Raw genomic sequence first — 16,906 nt, forward strand, 5'->3', positions numbered from 1 at the left:
CGGATACAGCGGGCGACTTAGTCCGCCAAACGCCAAGTCGTAGCACCCTTCCCATCTTCCAGCACCACCCCCATGGCCGTGATCTGGTCGCGGATAAAGTCAGACTCTGCCCAGTTTTTCTCCGCGCGCGCCTGTAGCCGCGCGGCAATAAGCGCTTCAACCTCGGCAGCATCAACCTTGCCAGCAGCACCTGCCTGCAAAAAGGCCTCCGGCTCAAGCTGCAAAACACCCAACACCGCCGCCATTTCCTGCAAACGAGCCGCAAGGCCAGCCGCAGCCTGTACATCGGCTTCACGCAGGCGGTTGATCTCGCGGGCCAGTTCGAACAACACCGCGCAGGCTTCAGGCGAATTGAAGTCGTCATCCATGGCCGCCGCAAAGCGCTCAACAAACACTTCGCCCCCCGCAGCTGCCACGCTGGGCATGCCCTTGAGTGCGTTATAGAAACGCTCCAGGGCACCTTTGGCTTCGCGCAAGCTGTCTTCGGAGTAGTTGATCGCACTGCGGTAATGGCTTGACACCAGCAGGTAGCGCACCACTTCTGGATGGTACTTCTCCAGCACCTCGCGGATGGTGAAGAAATTGCCCAGGGATTTGGACATCTTCTCGCCATCCACGCGCACCGCGCCGGCATGCATCCAGGCGTTGGCATAGAGCTTGCCAGTGGCCGCCTCACTTTGGGCGATTTCGTTTTCGTGGTGCGGGAACACCAAGTCCGGGCCGCCGCCGTGAATGTCGAAGGTCTCACCCAAGCAGCAGGTCGACATTACCGAGCACTCGATATGCCAGCCCGGACGGCCCGCGCCCCACGGGGACGCCCAGCTCGGCTCGCCCGGTTTAACGCCCTTCCACAGCACGAAATCCAGCGGGTCTTGCTTGGCTTCATCGACTTCAATGCGCGCGCCGATCTTCAGGTCTTCGATCTTCTTGCGCGACAGTTTGCCGTAGCCGACGAACTTACCGACGCGGTAATACACATCGCCATTACCCGGCGCGTAGGCAAAGCCCTTGTCGATCAGGGTCTGGATCATCTGGTGCATGCCGGCGATATGCCCGGTGGCACGCGGCTCTTGATCCGGGCGCAGCACATTCAGGCGCGCTTCGTCTTCGTGCATAGCCGCAATCATGCGCTCGACCAGCACTTCAAAAGGCTCGCCGTTGTCGTTGGCGCGCTTGATGATCTTGTCGTCGATGTCGGTGATATTGCGTACGTAGGTAACCTCATAGCCGCGATGGCGCAGCCAGCGAGTCACCACATCGAACGCCACCATCACCCGCGCATGACCGATATGGCAGAAGTCGTAAACCGTCATGCCGCACACATACATGCGCACCTGGTTACCCACCAGCGGTTTGAAGACGTCTTTGTTTTTGGTCAGCGTGTTGTAGATCGAGAGCATTGCAGTTCCTTGAAAACCACGGGCCAGCGTACCGGCCCGGTTTTAATCAGAGCGACTGAGCCTTAGGCCCAGGAATCGCGCAGCGTCACAGTGCGGTTAAACACCGGCGCGCCCGGCTTGCTGTCCTTGATATCAGCGCAGAAGTAACCTTCGCGCTCGAACTGGAAGCGCTCTTCCGGTAACGCTTCGGCCAGCGATGGCTCGGCGCGGCAACCAGTGAGCACCACCAGCGAATCCGGATTGATGTTGTCGAGGAAGCTGCCGCCGTCTTCGTCCTTCTCCGGGTTGGCGGAGCGGAACAGGCGGTCGTACAGGCGCACTTCACACTCGACGCTTTCAGCCGCCGGCACCCAGTGAATCACGCCTTTGACCTTGCGGCCTTCCGGGTTCTTGCCCAGGGTGTTTTCGTCGTAACTGCAACGCAGCTCAACGATATTGTCGTCGGCATCCTTGATCGCTTCGTCAGCGCGAATCACGTAGCTGCCGCGCAGACGGGCTTCACCGCCAGGGGTCAAACGCTTGAAGCCGGCTGGAGGGACCTCCTCGAAGTCGCCTGCATCGATGTAAATTTCGCGGCTGAACGGCAATACACGCACGCCCATGTCCTGCTTGGGGTGACGCGGCAGTTCAAGGTTTTCGACCTGGCCTTGCGGGTAATTGGTGATCACGACTTTGAGCGGCTTGAGCACGCACATGGCGCGGCCGGCATTCGCATCCAGGTCATCACGGATGGCGAATTCGAGCATGCCGATATCCACCACGCCGCCGGCGCGGTTGACGCCGATCATGTCGCAGAAAGCACGGATCGAAGCTGGCGTATAACCACGACGGCGGAAGCCCGACAACGTCGACATGCGCGGGTCGTCCCAGCCATTAACGTGCTTCTCATCGACCAACTGCTTGAGCTTGCGCTTGCTGGTGATGGTGTAATTCAGATTGAGGCGAGCGAATTCGTACTGACGCGGCTGCGATGGCACTGGCAGTTGCGCCAGGAACCACTCGTACAGCGGGCGATGATCTTCAAACTCCAGGGTACAGATCGAGTGGGTAATGCCTTCAATGGCATCCGACTGGCCGTGGGTGAAGTCGTAGCTGGGGTAGATGCACCATTTATCACCGGTCTGGTGGTGATGCGCGTGACGGATACGGTACAGGATCGGGTCGCGCAGATTCATGTTCGGCGAGGCCATGTCGATCTTCGCCCGCAGTGCGCGCACACCATCAGCAAACTCGCCGGCTTTCATGCGGGCGAACAGGTCGAGGTTTTCTTCGACACTGCGCTCGCGGAATGGGCTGTTCTTGCCCGGCTCAGTGAGGTTGCCACGGTATTCGCGGGCCTGCTCCGGCGACAGGTCACAGACATAGGCTTTGCCAGCCTTGATCAGCTCAATGGCCCAGTCATGCAGCTGGTCGAAATAGTTGGAGGCATAGCGCTCCTCGCCTGCCCACTGAAAGCCCAGCCACTGTACATCGCTCTTGATGGCGTCGATGTATTCCTGATCTTCCTTGGCCGGGTTGGTGTCATCAAAGCGCAGGTTGCACTCACCACCAAACTCTTTGGCCAGGCCAAAATTCAGGCAAATCGACTTGGCGTGGCCGATGTGCAGGTAGCCGTTGGGCTCCGGCGGAAAGCGGGTAATGATCTTCGCGTGCTTACCTGCATCCAGATCGGCCTGGACGATGGGACGAAAAATATTAGCGGCGGCGACAGTTTCTGGCTTGCTCATGGGGTCCTTGGCGAGTGCGTGGCACGATTCAGGGCCTGCTCACAACGCTTACAAGCTAGGGCTAAACGATGGCGGAAAGACCAAGGACGCGGCGTTCATTCACACAAATGAACATTCCCGGCGGTTTTCAACGCAATTTAGCCAATGCGCAGCAGGTTGTAGGCAGGCTCTCAGGGTAGGCCGTCTTATACAAAGCGCTTATCATAGCCGAAGCTGTCAACCCCCTGACAGGCCCAAGAACCGCTGCAACGCCCTTTGCTGGAAATTCAGCGGCTCACGGATTTATCGACAGAGCGATTACCTACATGATCAAGCTGCACACCAACCACGGCGTTATCACCCTCAACCTGTTCGAAGACAAAGCCCCGGAAACCGTGGCCAACTTCAAGCAGTACGTCCAAGAAGGTCATTACGACAACACCGTATTCCACCGCGTAATCAGCAACTTCATGATCCAAGGCGGCGGTTTCGAGCCTGGCATGAAGCAGAAAACCACCCGCGCCCCGATCAAAAACGAAGCCAACAACGGCGTTGCCAACAAAATTGGCACCGTGGCCATGGCCCGCACCATGGAGCCGCATTCGGCCTCTGCGCAGTTCTTTATCAACGTGGGCGACAACAGCTTCCTCAACCACAGCGCACCGACGGTGCAAGGCTGGGGCTACGCAGTGTTCGGTGAAGTGGTTGAAGGCATGGATGTGGTTGAGAAGATCAAGGCTGTGGCCACTACCAGCAAATCCGGCCACCAGGATGTGCCAGTGGACGATGTAATCATTGAGCGTGCCGAGATCGTTGAGTGATCTTACTGATCTCCGATCTGCATCTTGAACAGGAGCGCCCGGACATTAGTCGGGCGTTTCTGCATTTTCTCGAAACCCGCGCAGTTCATGCCCAGGCGCTGTATATCCTCGGCGACTTCTTCGAAGTGTGGATTGGCGACGATGCCATCAGCCCCTTTCAACGCACGATTGCCCAGGCCCTGCGTCAACTCAGCGAGCGCGGCACGCGTGTTTACCTGATGCATGGCAATCGCGACTTCCTCATCGGCAAAGCTTTCTGCCAGGAAGCCGGCTGTACCCTGCTACCCGACCCTTGCGTGATTGAACTGAATGGCGAGCGCGTATTGCTGATGCATGGCGACAGCCTGTGCACCCAGGACATCGGCTATATGAAACTGCGCCGTTGGCTGCGCCACCCGATTTCGCTGTTTATCCTGCGCAACCTGCCGCTGAGCACCCGACAAAAACTGGCGCGCAAGCTGCGCAATGAAAGCCGCACGCAAACACGGATGAAGGCCAGCGAAATAGTCGACGTAACCCCGGATGAAGTACCGCGAGTGATGGCCGCCCATCATGTGCGCACCCTGATTCATGGCCACACTCATCGCCCGGCCACGCACCAACTCTCGGTGAAGGGTGAAATGGCGCAACGTATCGTGCTGGGTGATTGGGACAAACAGGGCTGGGCACTGCAGGTCGATCGGCAAGGTTTCCAGCAGAGCGCTTTCAACTTTACTTAGCGCCCCTGCGTAACCCACACAAACCGTAAGTGAGCTGTTTAAGCAGTTGGCACGCCACTGTGGAAGCGGAACTCAGTGTCTGGGGACTCGATCAGTTCCTGCTCTGCCGCCCTCACCCGCACGATGGTCTGCTCGACATCCCGCGCGTCGCCGTATTGATAAGCCAGCTTCAGGTAACCCTGAAAATGCCGCGCCTCGCTTTTCAGCAAGCCAAAGTAAAACTTCCCCAGCTCCTCATCCAAATGCGGCACTAGCGCTTCGAACCGCTCGCAACTGCGCGCCTCGATAAATGCGCCCACCACCAAGGTGTCCACTAATTTATACGGCTCATGGGTGCGTACTACCTTGCGCAGACCTGAGGCATAACGCGCCGCCGACACTGGGCGCAGGCCAATTTTGCGGCGTTTCATGATGCGCAGCACTTGCTCATGGTGCACCAGCTCCTCTCGGGCCAGGCGTGACATGGCATTAAGCAGGTCGACATAAGTGCTGTACTTGGCCATCAGGCTTAGCGCTGTGCTGGCGGCCTTGAACTCGCAGTTTTTATGATCAATCAGCAGGGTTTGCTGGTCAGCCAGGGCAGCCCTGATCCAGGCATCTGGCGTGCGACAGCCGAGAAAATCATGAATTTCCGGCAGATTCATCGGTACACGTCCGCAACAATGCTGCATCCGGTAAACGAGCAGGGTTTAGGCAGCTGGACAGAACAACGGAACAGATTATGGGTTTCAGCTAACGGATACATAAATTCACAAAACTAGGCAGGCGGGAATGATATGGCTAGAGCGCGGCCATTATACGAATGAGCGCGCGAACAGCCACTCGATTGACGTCGATCAAGCAGCAGGCTAATGACGGCGATCTATAGTGATAAGCAGTAAAACTGACAGCACATGGAGATGATCATGCAAGCAATTCGCAGCATTTTGGTGGTAATGGAACCCAATCACGCAGAAAACCTGGCCCTGAAACGCGCCAAGTTAATTGCCGGGGTCACTCAATCACACCTGCACCTGCTGGTGTGCGACAAAAAAAGTGACCACAGCGATTACCTGCGTGACCTCACCAGCTTGCTTAACAGCGAAGGCTTTAGTACCTCCAGCCAACAGGCCTGGGATGAAAACCAGCACCAGACCATCATCAATGCACAACAGGCTGAAGGCTGCGGCCTGGTCATCAAACAACACTTCCCTGACAACCCACTTAAAAAAGCCCTGCTCACTCCCGGTGACTGGAAGCTGCTGCGCCACTGCCCTGCCCCAGTGCTGATGGTGAAAACCGATAAACCCTGGGCCGGCAGCATTATCTTGGCCGCCGTTGATGTGGGTAATGCCGATGGCGAACACCGTACCCTGCACACCAGCATTGTCAGCCACGGCTACGACATTGCGACCCTGGCCAAGGCAGAGCTGCATGTGATCAGCGCTCATCCAGCGCCCATGCTCTCCGCCGCCGACCCGACCTTTCAACTCAAGGAAACCATCGAAGCGCGCTATCGCCAGCAATGCAAAGCCTTCCAGACGGAGTACGACATCAGTGATGACCGCCTGCATATCGTCGAAGGCCCGGCTGATGCCTTGATCCCGCACCTCGCACGCCAACTGAAAGTAGGCGTCACCGTGATCGGCACCGTAGCGCGCACCGGCCTCTCCGGCGCACTGATCGGCAATACGGCCGAGGTGGTTCTTGACTCGCTGGAAAGCGACATCCTGGTGCTCAAACCGGACGACATTATCGCCCACCTCGAAGAGCTGGTTGCCCAACGCTAAGCCCACATCCAATAGGTAGGTAGCATCTGGCAAGCGCATAAATCCCGCTGCAGCACACACTAAGTCACTACCCCGGTGTGCACAGTGGGTCCTTCGCCTTAAACGCAAACGCCCCGAACCAGTCGGAGCGTTTGCTTATGTAAGGGTGTCAGATCGTTTATCGCTCAACCGGCGATGCGCTTATCCAGCGACAACTTGCCGGCGCCTTCAATCAGAATCGCGACGCTAATCGCCAGCAATGCCAGGGCGAACTCATAGCCGTTGTTGCTCATAAAAAAACCGTTCGCTAAGTGAACAGTGGCAATGGCCACCACCATGGTCAACGCCAGTACCACAGCAGCTGGGCGTGCCAGCAAACCGATGATCAGCGCCAAACCACCGAAAAACTCCGCACTGCCCGCCATCAGCGCCAGCAGGTAGCCCGGCGTAAGACCGAGGCTTTCCATCCATTGGCCAACGCCTTCAAGGCCGTAACCACCAAACCAGCCAAACAGTTTTTGCGCGCCGTGAGCGGCAAAGGTAATGCCGGCGACAATACGCAGCACGGTCAGGCCATAGCCTGCTTGGGTAGCAACAACGGATTTGATCAACGTATTCATCTTCAGCAGTCCATGTAGGGCGGGTTAATGGCAGGCAGACTAAACGAATAAGCCAATATTAAAAGCGCAATAAATCGCCTTAAACGATCGACATAACTGATATTTCCATCGTTATTCTGTTGATTAGGGCTCGAGTAAATAGCGCTCGCGGTCATAGGCAAGGTAGTACTTGTTCACGCTATTTACGTAGCTGACCACGCCCATGCCCAACTGCTCCATTGCCACCCGCTCTACCTGAAAGAACCACTGATTAGGGTTCAGACCCCGTCGACGCGCTTCCGCACGCAGGCTTTGCACCCGTTGCGGGCCCATGTTGTAACCAGCCAGAACAAACGCCATGCGCTCGCGCTCGTTAAGCTGCGGGCTGTTGAAGTAATTACGACGGATCATCGCCAGGTACTTCGCGCTGGCCTGCACATTGTTATCCAATACACCGATATTGCTAACTCCAACGCTGCGCGCCGCCGCCGGGGTAATTTGCATCAGCCCGGTCGCACCACCCGCGCCGCGCGCAGCCGGGTTTAGGGTCGACTCTTTAAAGGCCACAGCCGCTAGGGCCAGCCAGTCAAAATTGTGCTGGCTGGCATGGCGTTGCAGCACGGGGCGCACTTTCTCTAAACGCTGGCGTTCGGCGCGCCCCAGCGGGTAATGCACTTTGTACAAGCGCCGGTAAACGCGCTGAAACGCTGCATCGAGGTCCGCAGGGTCCTGGTAGCCCTTGAGAAAACGGTCAATACTCGCACCCAGCATGGGGGTGTCACGGCGCACGTACCAGCGCATATCCCCATCGTTCGCCAATTGCAGATGACGATCCAGACGCAGCTTGGGCATCACCTTAGCCCAGCGCTCGGCGATCGGTTGCTCGACCGCTGTAACGCTGAAAATGCCCGCCTGAACCATTTCCAGCACATCTTCGACGGCCAGAGTCGGGTCAACCCACTCAACAATGATGGGTGAACGCTTACTGTCGATGAGGCGCTGGTTGACTGCCCGAACGGCTTCCCCGGCCACGCTGCCCGCAGGCAACGCTAAGCTGCGCCCGGAAAGTTGTTCGAGGTTTTGGTAACGCCGGTTACCTTGCTTGGCGACAATGATCAACGGCACGTCGCTGCGGATCGCCTTGCTGGCGCTAAGTTTGCTACCGCGCGGTATGTTCAGCAGTTCACCGGGGGCGACCAGATCACCTTCACCGCGCTGCAGGGCAGCCAGGAGTTGGTCTTTGGCACGGGGGATGATTTTGAGCTTGAGCGTGCGGCCATCGCGCGCGTTGCGGTTGAGGTACTGCTCAAAGGCGCGCATGCGCTGGTATTCCACACCAATGCTCTGGCCCTTCACCTCACCGGAACTGTTGCGGCTTTGGTTAACCAGCACCCGCAACTCACCACTGCTACGAATGCTTGCTAGGTCACGAGCGGCTTTGGCTTGCTCAACTTCCAGCGGCCCAGCCAAGCGCGCCACTGCTGTGCAGGACAGCAGCAGTAGGCAGCAGGTGAGCAGCACTCGTACCATCAAAGCTCCAGAGCAGAATTGCCCGACCGATCAGTACAACGGCTCACCTAAACAGGCTGCGTACACAACAACTGACCACTCGCGCGGGGCGCGGAGGTTCGCACAGCCCATCCATGGATGCCAGCCGACAATTACACAGGACATCATGTAAATGCTTTAAATCTTTGTATTTATTGACTTTTTTCTATTGAAAATAGCTCTGCTATGCTCGCTAAACCATCCAACAGGTAGCACCATGCAACTCATCGACATCGGCGTCAATCTGACTCACCCAAGCTTTGCCGAACAACGTGAAGCCCTGCTCGCTCGCGCCTATGCAGCGGGCATCCAACAAATGCTGCTGACCGGCACCAGCCTGACGGAAAGTCAGCATGCACTCACCCTGTGCCAGCAGTTGGATGCGAGCGCTGAACGTTTGTTCAGCACTGCCGGCATTCACCCTCACGATGCCAGCAGCTGGAACAGCGACAGCTACAACGAACTCAAAGCGCTACTGACAGACCCGAGAGTACGTGCCGTCGGCGAATGCGGTTTGGACTTTAACCGTGATTTCTCCCCGCGCGCGCAACAGGAAAAGGTATTGGAGCAGCAGCTGGCCTTGGCTGTGGAGCTGCAACTGCCGGTTTTCCTGCATGAGCGTGATGCCGATGAACGCCTGCTGGCCATCCTGCGCCATTACCGTGACCAGCTGCCGGCTGCCGTGGTGCACTGCTTCACTGGGGAAAAACGCGCGCTGTTCAACTACCTAGACCTGGACCTGCACATCGGCATCACGGGCTGGATCTGCGATGAACGCCGTGGCAGCCACCTGCACCCGTTGGTTAAGGAAATCCCCATGGGCCGCCTGATGCTGGAAAGCGACGCGCCCTTCCTGTTACCCCGCAGCCTACGGCCAAAACCGAAAAACGGTCGAAATGAACCGGCCTTTCTGGTTGAGGTGCTGCGTGAGGTGGCCCTGCATCGCGGCGAAACCGAGCACATAGTCGCGGCTCACAGCAGCGCCAGCGCACAGGCGTTCTTTAATCTGCCGAGCATCAGCAGCGCTAAATCACCGGTTTGAATCGACGCGTGTTGATAAGGATCAATGGGGATTTATTGGCTTTACTCGATACTGCTGGCACTTTGCCAAACGCGCTGCACACCATCGGCCTAAACCCAATGGCATTTCAGCCGATAGAAGGCTTATCGAGTACACATGTTCGATAACGCAACAGATCTGAATATTAGGCATTCAACCTGCGCAAGGAAGAGATGTGCATGAGTCACTGGATTAGCGACCTTTCCCTGAAATACAAGTTCTGGGCGGTTAACGCCGTGGCCTTCTTCACCACCCTGCTGTTGGTGCTCTATGCCTTGCATCTGGAACAACAATCGCTTCATGACGCCGCCAAGCAGGCCGCTCAACAACAGGCCGAACTCCTGAGCCAATGGCCGCAGGACCAAGCCTTACCGCGCAGTAACAACCTGCTGAGCGTTGCTGCCGACCAGGCGCCACGCCTGCCGGATAACCAAGGTAACGCCTTGCTCAACGCGCGGGGCTGGGTTGATTTAAACGGCAGTGGCGGGCTGATCGGGGCGCAAGTGATCGTGCGTGAAGACGGTCAGCGTCTGGCCATCACCGCTTCGGCGCCGAGCTTGCCTGACGTACTCTTCGATCGTGCACCCAGCTACGCTTGGGTCGTTGCACTGTTGATGCTGCTGCTGTTGGCGGCCTCACAATTGCTGATTCGCTTTCTCCTCAGCCACCTCAACACCCTCAAAGACGTGATGCTGCAGGTGGAAAAAAGCGGTGACCTCAGCGCCCGAGTCCCTCTCGATTGCAAAGATGAAGTGGGCCAGATGGCCAGCGCCTTCAATGCCATGCAAGCCGGTTACCAGCGGGTGGTCGGTATTGTTGCGCAATCAGCGGCGCAGCTGGATGAAGGCGCCGAACGCTTGGCGGGCAATATGCGCGATGTGCGCCAGGGCATGCTCGAACAGCAAAGCGAAACCGAACAAGCGGCCACCGCGATTAACGAAATGTCCGCCACGGTGCACCACATTGCTGAGCACACCGCCGACACCCGCGATCAATCACAAAACGCTGAGCACTTGGCGCGCGGCGGTCAGCAAGCCGTTAACCGCGTGACCCTGTCGATTTCCGGGCTGTCCAGTGGCGTGCAGCAAACCGCAGTGATGATCGAACAGCTGGCGGCCGACAGCCAGAAGATCGGCGGTGTGGTCAGTGAGATTCATGGCATCGCCGAACAAACCAACCTACTCGCACTGAACGCGGCAATCGAAGCGGCGCGTGCCGGGGAAATGGGCCGTGGTTTTGCCGTAGTCGCCGATGAAGTACGCAACCTGGCCAAGCGCGTTCAGGACTCCACCGACCTCATCACCAAGATGATCAATACCTTGCAGAGTGGCACCCGTGACGCAGTGGAGTTTATGCAGGACAGCTCGATCAAGGCCGATGAATGCGTGAAGCAAGCTGATGAAGCCGGGCAAGCCCTGGTTGCTATCACCGAGTCCGTGGCGCACATGCGTGAAAGCAATACGCAGATTGCTGTGGCGGCCGAACAACAAAGCCAAGTGGCCGAAGAGATGAACCGTGCGGTGATCCGCATTCGCGATGTCACCGAGCAAACCGTCAGCCAGACCGGCCAGTCAGCACTGACCAGCACCCACCTGGCCAACCTGGCTGGAGAGCTGAACAAGGCAATCCGTCAGCTCAAGCTTTAACCGACGCATCAAACAGTGTCAGGCAAATACCGCCACCGTCTGCCGGCTAATGGCCAATAACTCACCGGCAGGCGACCAAAGCGCGGCAGCAACATGCCCGTAGCCATCACGGGCATGTTCAATTTGCGCACGGTATAGGCACCAATCCTGGGTGTTCAGGGTGCTGATAGGCTGAATAAACTCAATAGTCCAAGTCAACGAGCTACCCGGTGCCGGCGCACTCAAGTGCGGCAAAACGGCTGGCGGCCAGGCATCAACCAGGGCCAGCAGATGAGCCTCATTCGCCGGTTCGACGCTGGCTTGATCACGTAAACGCACCCAGCCGCCCATTTCCCGGGAGGTATTACCGCTGAAAGGCATGCCGCCGAAGGCCCAGCGCATCGCCAGGTAACGGGTAAATTCCGGTGTGACATTGGCGATGTACGGCAGCTCCTGGCAATCTTCCACCGCCTTTGCGGGTGGCGCCGGCTCGGCCTGTACGGCGATACGTGACTCACGCCCTGCACCGAAGCTGCCCTGCACAATGGTCACCACCTGACCATCCTGCACGGCGCGGCCCAGCACTTGGCTGACGGCCTTACCTTCGCGCAGCACTTCCACCTCAAAACTCACGGGCACATCCGGCGCGGCGGGGCCAACGAAGGTAATCGCCAGAGAACGTGGCGGGCGACCGCTTGGCACATGGGCACGCATGGCCTCGTACACCAATGCGGCCACCAGGCCACCAAAGCTCGCGCGGCCCTGCCCCCACTGCGCAGGAATTTGCACGGCCTGCGGATTATCACGTACAGCTTGCAGCAACTCGGAAAAACCCATAACCACCTCACGCACTAAACACGCGGGTGATCTTAGGGCAAAGGCAGGCAGCGATGACACGACATTTCAGCCAAACAAGCCGAAGGTATAACGACTTTTCAGCCAACTCAGTTACTGAGTGCGAGCAAAACCTGCGGTCAATGCCTGCAGGACCAGATCGGCCTGCTGCTCGGCACTCTGCATCGCTTCTCGCCAGGCCGGCACGCAAGGCTGTAAATCCGTATCAGCCTCAGCACTTAGCAGCCACTGCCAATGGTCATGCCAGTCGCCTAACGCCGACTGCGCCTGCTTGAGTTGTATACGAGTGTGCCCGGACATTTTCGCCAACTGCGGATAGGCTTCGGCGGCATAGCGCAGGCGCTTGACCAGCAAGCGCAGGCGATGACGGTCGTGGGCGGGATCAAGCAGCGCCTGCGCCAAACGCTTGCGGTCCTTACGCAAGCGCTGCCTGATCAGCTTTTGCAGGTCGTTCAGTTGTCCATTGCTAGCTGCGTCTCGCCACTCCTGTGGCCAGGTATCCAGAGCGTGGAGCAACTGCGCCAACGGCGCACTGCCGAGCAGTTGGCTATAACCCTGTAGCAACAGTGGCTGACGTGATTGTGCGGCGCTTTCGAGCCCTTGCTCGCGCAAGTAACCGTGCAGCACCTCAAGGTCGCGCAGCGGGCCGGTCAAGCGGCCCAACTCAGCCGCGCGCTGTTGCAAATCAGCACACGCCGGGATTGCAGCCAGCGGTCGCAGTAGGCTGCGCAGTTGCCGTAAAGCAATGCGCAGGTCATGCAGCGCCTCATCGTCAGTGCCCGCGAGCAGGCGCTCGCGGCAGGCAAACACACGCACCTGTATGCGCAATACGTGCTGTGGGACTTCATTAATCAAGCCGTGCATCGCCTCACTCCTGTGAAATCGCCCCTCAGCTTACGCGCCAAGGGTATAGCTACAAGTGGCTAATGGTCGCTACACCTGTGAACGAGTAAATCGCCATGGCAATGCCCGCTGCAGCGCCTTCAAGCGCTGACGCAGCTGCACTGCAGACAGTGCATGCCCGGCGTAACGCTGCGCTTCAAAAGCTGCAACAAAATCAGCAATCGCCTGCGCTTGCGCTGGCAATTGCTGCCCGGCCCTGGCGGCATAGTCACGCGGCCCCTCGCCGGGGTTGCGCGGCACACCATGCCGCGCGAGCATCACCTCGAAACGACGAAATAGCCGCTGCTGCACATCACGCTCACGCTGCCAGGGTTTGAATAACCAGAGTGCAAGCAAACCAAGCAACAACGCACCGCTGCCGACCAAGCCGATCACCAGTGACTGCGCATCCACGCGGCCCAACCAGCGTTGGAGAAACTCCAACTGCTGCTGGCTTTGGTAACCCAATACCCAGCGTTGCCAGCCGTAATTGACGTTATCCCAGGCCAGGCGTAATTCATTCAGCCAACTGAGGTTGCGGTAGCGCAGCGGCGAGAACGGCGAGTCTTCGAGAAAGCTCTGCTCACCGGCCAAGGCTTCTTCCAAGCCCATATCGATGCGCTCGGGCGCCACCTGGAACGTTGGATCAACGCTGGTCCAGCCCTGCCCTGCCTGCCAGTACTCGACCCAAGCATGGGCATCGAACTGACGCACCTGCACATAGTTACCCGCGGGGTTGTACTCGCCGCCCTGATAACCGGCCACCACCCGCGCCGGAATGCCTGCAGCGCGCAGCACATAGGTCATGGCCCCGGCGTAATGGGCGCAGAAGCCGCTGCGGGTTTCAAAGAGGAAGTCATCGATATTATTCACCCCCAGCGCGGGCGGGCGCAGGGTGTAGGCGTAAGGCTCACGGTTAAAATGACTGAGCATTGCCTGCACCAACTGCGCAGGTTGCGGGTAGTCACGCTTAAGCTGCTCGGCCCAGGCGCGGCTGCGCGGTTCCCCTTGCGCCGGCAGCTGCAGGGCGCGGCGCAGGGCTTCCTGAGACGGCTGTGGCTCACGCAAGGCTTGCGGCCAAGAGGTGGCTTGATAGATCAGCGAGCGATCCACTGGCTGCCGCCGCTGCAGACGGAAATCACTCATCTGCCGGGTCTGTTCCAGCGTGGTTTCCGCTACATCAAGGGCAAACAGCCAGCGTTGTGAACTCGGCTGCATGACGATGCTGTAACTCAGTGCTTCGCCACGCTTTTGCCACTGCGCACCCGGGCCAAACTCAGCGTAATCAGACTGCGACCAGCGCCGCCCGTCAAAGCGATCCAGGGTCAGCGCGCGCCAGTACAACTCACTGCGCGGCGGAGTTTCACCGGTAAAACTAGCGCGAAACGCCAAGGCTGCGGAGCGACTTAGATCGGCAATATCCGCCGGGGCCATGCTGTCAGACAGGCCCGTGGTGGCCTTGTCATTTGGCACCGGCAACGACCACAACGGCCCCATGCGCGGGAAAAACACAAACAGCAGCAACATCACCGGCAGCGCCTGAAGCAGCAACCCGCCAGCCAGGCGCGCGGTTGGCCAGGGCTGCGCGGCCAGGCTGCTCTGCTGCAAGCCAATCAGGGCGGCGAGCAAAGCGGTAACCGGCAACAGGCTGTAGAAGGCCATCAGCATGCTGTCATCGAACAGGTAGGCGGTGACCACCACAAAGAAGCCGAGAAAGATCAGCACCAGCGCATCACGCCGCGTGCGCATCTCCAGCAGCTTGAGCACAAACGCCGCAATCAGCAGCACCACCCCGGCATCCAGGCCGATCAGGCTGCCACGGGAAAGGAACACCCCGAGCGCCGCCGCCAGCATCAAACCGCCCTTGGCCCAGGCATTCGGGTAGCGCGCACGCATGCGAAAAATCTGAATACGCCAGACCGCGCTGCCTAGCCACAGGCCGATGATCCATAGCGGCAAATGGTTCAGGTGGGGAATGATCACCAGCACCTGCGCCACCAGCAGCCAGGTCAGACTGATCCGAGGAATGGTTGCAACGCGGCTCATGGCGCACGCCCGAATAGCGCCAGGGCACGCAGACAGGCATCGCGGTGCAACTCGCCGCTGTCGGCGCCCAGCACCTGGCCCGGCAGGCTCAAGGCAAACGGCTGCTGGCGTTCGGACAGCTGCAGCACCCAATGGCAAAGCAGCGACAGGCGAGTCTCGACATCACCGCCCATGGCATCAAAATCGAGATACAGATCGCGCCCTGTGATCGAGGCAAAGTCCTTCACCAGCAACCCCTGACCACGGGAATAGGCTTTCCAGTGCAGACGGCGCTTGGAGTCCCCCGGCTGATAAGTCTTCAGCCCCTGATAATCATCCACACCCTGACCATGAGGGCGGCTGCCCTCCTCATCCTGATCGTCACTGGCGCCAGCGGACAGCGGCAGCTCACCCGGCAGGGGGCGTGGATAAACCAGCACACGCTGATCGAGATCGACCCAACTCCAGGCCACCAAAATGCCCAGAGGAAAGCGACTCTCAACGCGCAGACGACCGGGGCGCAGCCAGCCGCGCTGCAACGCCGGCAGGTTTAACTGACATTCAGTCACGCCCTCGGCCGGCACATCCAGGGTCTGCAACTCGGCCGGCGGCCAACCCAGGCTAACGGCCTGATGGGGCCGCTGGCTGCTTTCCAGGCGCACGCGAAAACCGGCGGGCTCACCGACAAATACCGCCGGCGCGCTGCCTGCCTTGAGGATCAATCCGGCCAGGTTACGGTAGGTGTGCAGAATGGCCACGACAAACACCGAGGCCAGCAGAAAGGTCAGGCCATAGGCCAAGCTGTTCTGGTAGTTGATCGCCGCCAGCAGCATCAACAGCAGCGCCAGGATAAAAGCACCACCGACACGGCTGGGGATGATAAAGATTCGTCGCTGACTCAGCCGCACGCTGCTGGCAGCTGGAATACGCCTGGCCAGCCAGCGGTTCCAACGCGGGCGCAGCTGAGCGATCAAAGCGCGGGCACCTCAAGCAGCAGCCACTGCACCAGGCTGCCCGCGCCGTGCCCCGCCGGGTCGGCGCGCTCGCGTAAACGGTGGCCAACCACCGACGGCAATACCGCCTGCACATCCTCCGGAATCACATAATCACGCCCAGCGAGAAAGGCCCAAGCCCGCGCCGCTGCCAGCAGCGCCAGGCTGGCCCGTGGCGACAGGCCCCAGGCAAACTGCGGCTGGGTGCGGGTGGCATCAACCAAGCGCAGTACATAGTCGATCAAAGCATCACTGGCCCGTACCTTGGGGATTTCCGCCTGCACCAGCGCCAGCTCGGTGTGGTCGAGCAGTGCCGGCAGCGTGGGTAACAGCGAACGGCGCGAGTCACCCAGCAGCAGGGCTTTCTCCGCCGCTTTGCCGGGGTAGCCAAGCGATAGGCGCATCAAAAAACGATCCAGCTGCGACTCAGGTAAGGCGAAAGTGCCGCCCTGGCTAGCCGGGTTCTGCGTGGCGATGACAAAGAACGGCTCGGGCAAAGGCCGGGTCGCGCCTTCGATGGTGACCTGGCCCTCTTCCATGGCTTCGAGCAACGCACTCTGGCTTTTCGGCGTGGCGCGGTTGATCTCATCGGCCAGCACCAGCTCGGCGAAAATCGGCCCCGGGTGGAAGATAAATTGCCCGGTATCCTTGTCGAACACCGAGGTGCCGAGAATGTCGCCAGGTAGCAGGTCGGAGGTGAACTGGATGCGCTGAAAACTCAAGCCCAGTACCTTGGCCAGAGCATGACTGAGGGTGGTTTTACCCATGCCAGGCAAGTCTTCAATCAACAAATGCCCCTGAGCCAACAGGCAGGTCAGGGCCAGACGCACCTGCGGCTCCTTGCCCAAAAGCACGTGATTAACCGCCTGCAGCACAGCGTCCAGTTTGGTGCGCATGAGTCACTCCTATAAGACAGAACGGTGATG

General features: G+C 59.0%; 15 protein-coding genes and 1 pseudogene. 6 read left to right on the forward strand and 10 right to left on the reverse strand.

Annotated elements, in window-relative coordinates; translation table 11 throughout:
• Positions 1–17: 17 nt before the first annotated feature.
• On the reverse strand, positions 18–1,400 hold the full coding sequence (cysS, locus tag AC0J6G_RS08200; RefSeq protein ID WP_475252989.1) for a cysteine--tRNA ligase: 1,383 nt from the start codon (positions 1,398–1,400) through the stop codon (positions 18–20).
• A gap of 62 nt (positions 1,401–1,462) precedes the next feature.
• Positions 1,463–3,127, reverse strand: a complete 1,665-nt coding sequence (locus AC0J6G_RS08205) for a glutamine--tRNA ligase/YqeY domain fusion protein (RefSeq protein ID WP_475252991.1) — start codon at positions 3,125–3,127, stop codon at positions 1,463–1,465.
• Between the two features lie 305 nt (positions 3,128–3,432).
• Between AC0J6G_RS08205 and AC0J6G_RS08210 the strand changes: the two genes are divergently transcribed.
• Complete coding sequence (locus tag AC0J6G_RS08210; RefSeq protein WP_475252993.1) at positions 3,433–3,927, forward strand: peptidylprolyl isomerase; 495 nt, start codon at positions 3,433–3,435, stop codon at positions 3,925–3,927.
• A complete protein-coding gene (locus tag AC0J6G_RS08215) occupies positions 3,924–4,646 on the forward strand; it encodes a UDP-2,3-diacylglucosamine diphosphatase (protein ID WP_475252995.1) in 723 nt (240 codons plus the stop codon). Before AC0J6G_RS08210 ends, AC0J6G_RS08215 begins: the two co-directional genes overlap by 4 nt.
• 38 nt (positions 4,647–4,684) lie before the next feature.
• On the opposite strand, the gene AC0J6G_RS08220 is transcribed toward AC0J6G_RS08215, so the two are convergent.
• Positions 4,685–5,290, reverse strand: coding sequence for a MiaE family protein (locus AC0J6G_RS08220; RefSeq protein WP_475252997.1), 606 nt, complete (start codon positions 5,288–5,290; stop codon positions 4,685–4,687).
• A 261-nt stretch (positions 5,291–5,551) separates the two neighbouring features.
• Between AC0J6G_RS08220 and AC0J6G_RS08225 the strand changes: the two genes are divergently transcribed.
• Complete coding sequence (locus AC0J6G_RS08225) at positions 5,552–6,415, forward strand: universal stress protein (protein WP_475252999.1); 864 nt, start codon at positions 5,552–5,554, stop codon at positions 6,413–6,415.
• Positions 6,416–6,579: 164 nt separating this feature from the next.
• Here AC0J6G_RS08225 and AC0J6G_RS08230 read toward each other — a convergent pair whose 3' ends face one another.
• Positions 6,580–7,014: a DoxX family protein gene (locus AC0J6G_RS08230; protein ID WP_475253001.1), complete on the reverse strand. Its 435-nt coding sequence runs from the start codon at positions 7,012–7,014 to the stop codon at positions 6,580–6,582.
• 123 nt (positions 7,015–7,137) lie between these two features.
• Positions 7,138–8,523, reverse strand: a complete 1,386-nt coding sequence (locus tag AC0J6G_RS08235) for an MltF family protein (protein WP_475253003.1) — start codon at positions 8,521–8,523, stop codon at positions 7,138–7,140.
• 235 nt (positions 8,524–8,758) lie between these two features.
• Here AC0J6G_RS08235 and AC0J6G_RS08240 point away from each other — a divergent pair, with 235 nt between their 5' ends.
• The 3 genes and pseudogenes from AC0J6G_RS08240 to AC0J6G_RS08250 all read left to right on the forward strand — a co-directional run bounded on the left by AC0J6G_RS08240 (position 8,759) and on the right by AC0J6G_RS08250 (position 11,247).
• Positions 8,759–9,583, forward strand: coding sequence for a TatD family hydrolase (locus tag AC0J6G_RS08240; RefSeq protein WP_475253005.1), 825 nt, complete (start codon positions 8,759–8,761; stop codon positions 9,581–9,583).
• A gap of 632 nt (positions 9,584–10,215) precedes the next feature.
• Positions 10,216–10,377, forward strand: a pseudogene (locus tag AC0J6G_RS08245) (HAMP domain-containing protein); the annotation flags it as partial.
• A gap of 114 nt (positions 10,378–10,491) precedes the next feature.
• Complete coding sequence (locus AC0J6G_RS08250) at positions 10,492–11,247, forward strand: methyl-accepting chemotaxis protein (protein WP_475253649.1); 756 nt, start codon at positions 10,492–10,494, stop codon at positions 11,245–11,247.
• 18 nt (positions 11,248–11,265) lie between these two features.
• On the opposite strand, the gene AC0J6G_RS08255 is transcribed toward AC0J6G_RS08250, so the two are convergent.
• The 5 genes from AC0J6G_RS08255 to AC0J6G_RS08275 all read right to left on the reverse strand — a co-directional run bounded on the left by AC0J6G_RS08255 (position 11,266) and on the right by AC0J6G_RS08275 (position 16,876).
• Positions 11,266–12,063 carry an acyl-CoA thioesterase gene (locus tag AC0J6G_RS08255; RefSeq protein WP_475253007.1) on the reverse strand — a complete coding sequence of 266 codons (798 nt, stop codon included), beginning with the start codon at positions 12,061–12,063 and terminating at the stop codon, positions 11,266–11,268.
• Between the two features lie 111 nt (positions 12,064–12,174).
• Entirely contained in the window at positions 12,175–12,945 is a 771-nt protein-coding gene (locus AC0J6G_RS08260) for a CHAD domain-containing protein (protein ID WP_475253009.1), read from the reverse strand.
• A gap of 69 nt (positions 12,946–13,014) precedes the next feature.
• Positions 13,015–15,009, reverse strand: coding sequence for a transglutaminase TgpA family protein (locus AC0J6G_RS08265; RefSeq protein WP_475253011.1), 1,995 nt, complete (start codon positions 15,007–15,009; stop codon positions 13,015–13,017).
• Positions 15,006–15,962, reverse strand: a complete 957-nt coding sequence (locus tag AC0J6G_RS08270; RefSeq protein WP_475253013.1) for a DUF58 domain-containing protein — start codon at positions 15,960–15,962, stop codon at positions 15,006–15,008. Before AC0J6G_RS08270 ends, AC0J6G_RS08265 begins: the two co-directional genes overlap by 4 nt.
• The gene (locus tag AC0J6G_RS08275) at positions 15,959–16,876 is read right to left on the reverse strand and encodes an AAA family ATPase (protein ID WP_475253015.1); all 918 of its coding nucleotides are present in this window, start codon (positions 16,874–16,876) and stop codon (positions 15,959–15,961) included. Before AC0J6G_RS08275 ends, AC0J6G_RS08270 begins: the two co-directional genes overlap by 4 nt.
• Between the last annotated feature and the right edge of the window lie 30 nt (positions 16,877–16,906).

Source organism: Pseudomonas sp. TS_SC_3, from assembly GCF_056156225.1.

Excerpts from the sequence above, each read along its gene's own strand:
- AC0J6G_RS08205 (WP_475252991.1), bottom strand. The coding sequence starts at position 3,127 with ATGAGCAAGCCAGAAACTGTCGCCGCCGCTAATATTTTTCGTCCCATC.
- AC0J6G_RS08210 (WP_475252993.1), top strand. The coding sequence starts at position 3,433 with ATGATCAAGCTGCACACCAACCACGGCGTTATCACCCTCAACCTGTTC.
- AC0J6G_RS08260 (WP_475253009.1), bottom strand. The coding sequence starts at position 12,945 with ATGCACGGCTTGATTAATGAAGTCCCACAGCACGTATTGCGCATACAG.
- AC0J6G_RS08255 (WP_475253007.1), bottom strand. The coding sequence starts at position 12,063 with ATGGGTTTTTCCGAGTTGCTGCAAGCTGTACGTGATAATCCGCAGGCC.
- AC0J6G_RS08230 (WP_475253001.1), bottom strand. The coding sequence starts at position 7,014 with ATGAATACGTTGATCAAATCCGTTGTTGCTACCCAAGCAGGCTATGGC.
- AC0J6G_RS08225 (WP_475252999.1), top strand. The coding sequence starts at position 5,552 with ATGCAAGCAATTCGCAGCATTTTGGTGGTAATGGAACCCAATCACGCA.
- AC0J6G_RS08240 (WP_475253005.1), top strand. The coding sequence starts at position 8,759 with ATGCAACTCATCGACATCGGCGTCAATCTGACTCACCCAAGCTTTGCC.
- AC0J6G_RS08275 (WP_475253015.1), bottom strand. The coding sequence starts at position 16,876 with ATGCGCACCAAACTGGACGCTGTGCTGCAGGCGGTTAATCACGTGCTT.
- AC0J6G_RS08235 (WP_475253003.1), bottom strand. The coding sequence starts at position 8,523 with ATGGTACGAGTGCTGCTCACCTGCTGCCTACTGCTGCTGTCCTGCACA.
- AC0J6G_RS08220 (WP_475252997.1), bottom strand. The coding sequence starts at position 5,290 with ATGAATCTGCCGGAAATTCATGATTTTCTCGGCTGTCGCACGCCAGAT.
- AC0J6G_RS08250 (WP_475253649.1), top strand. The coding sequence starts at position 10,492 with ATGCTCGAACAGCAAAGCGAAACCGAACAAGCGGCCACCGCGATTAAC.
- cysS (WP_475252989.1), bottom strand. The coding sequence starts at position 1,400 with ATGCTCTCGATCTACAACACGCTGACCAAAAACAAAGACGTCTTCAAA.
- AC0J6G_RS08265 (WP_475253011.1), bottom strand. The coding sequence starts at position 15,009 with ATGAGCCGCGTTGCAACCATTCCTCGGATCAGTCTGACCTGGCTGCTG.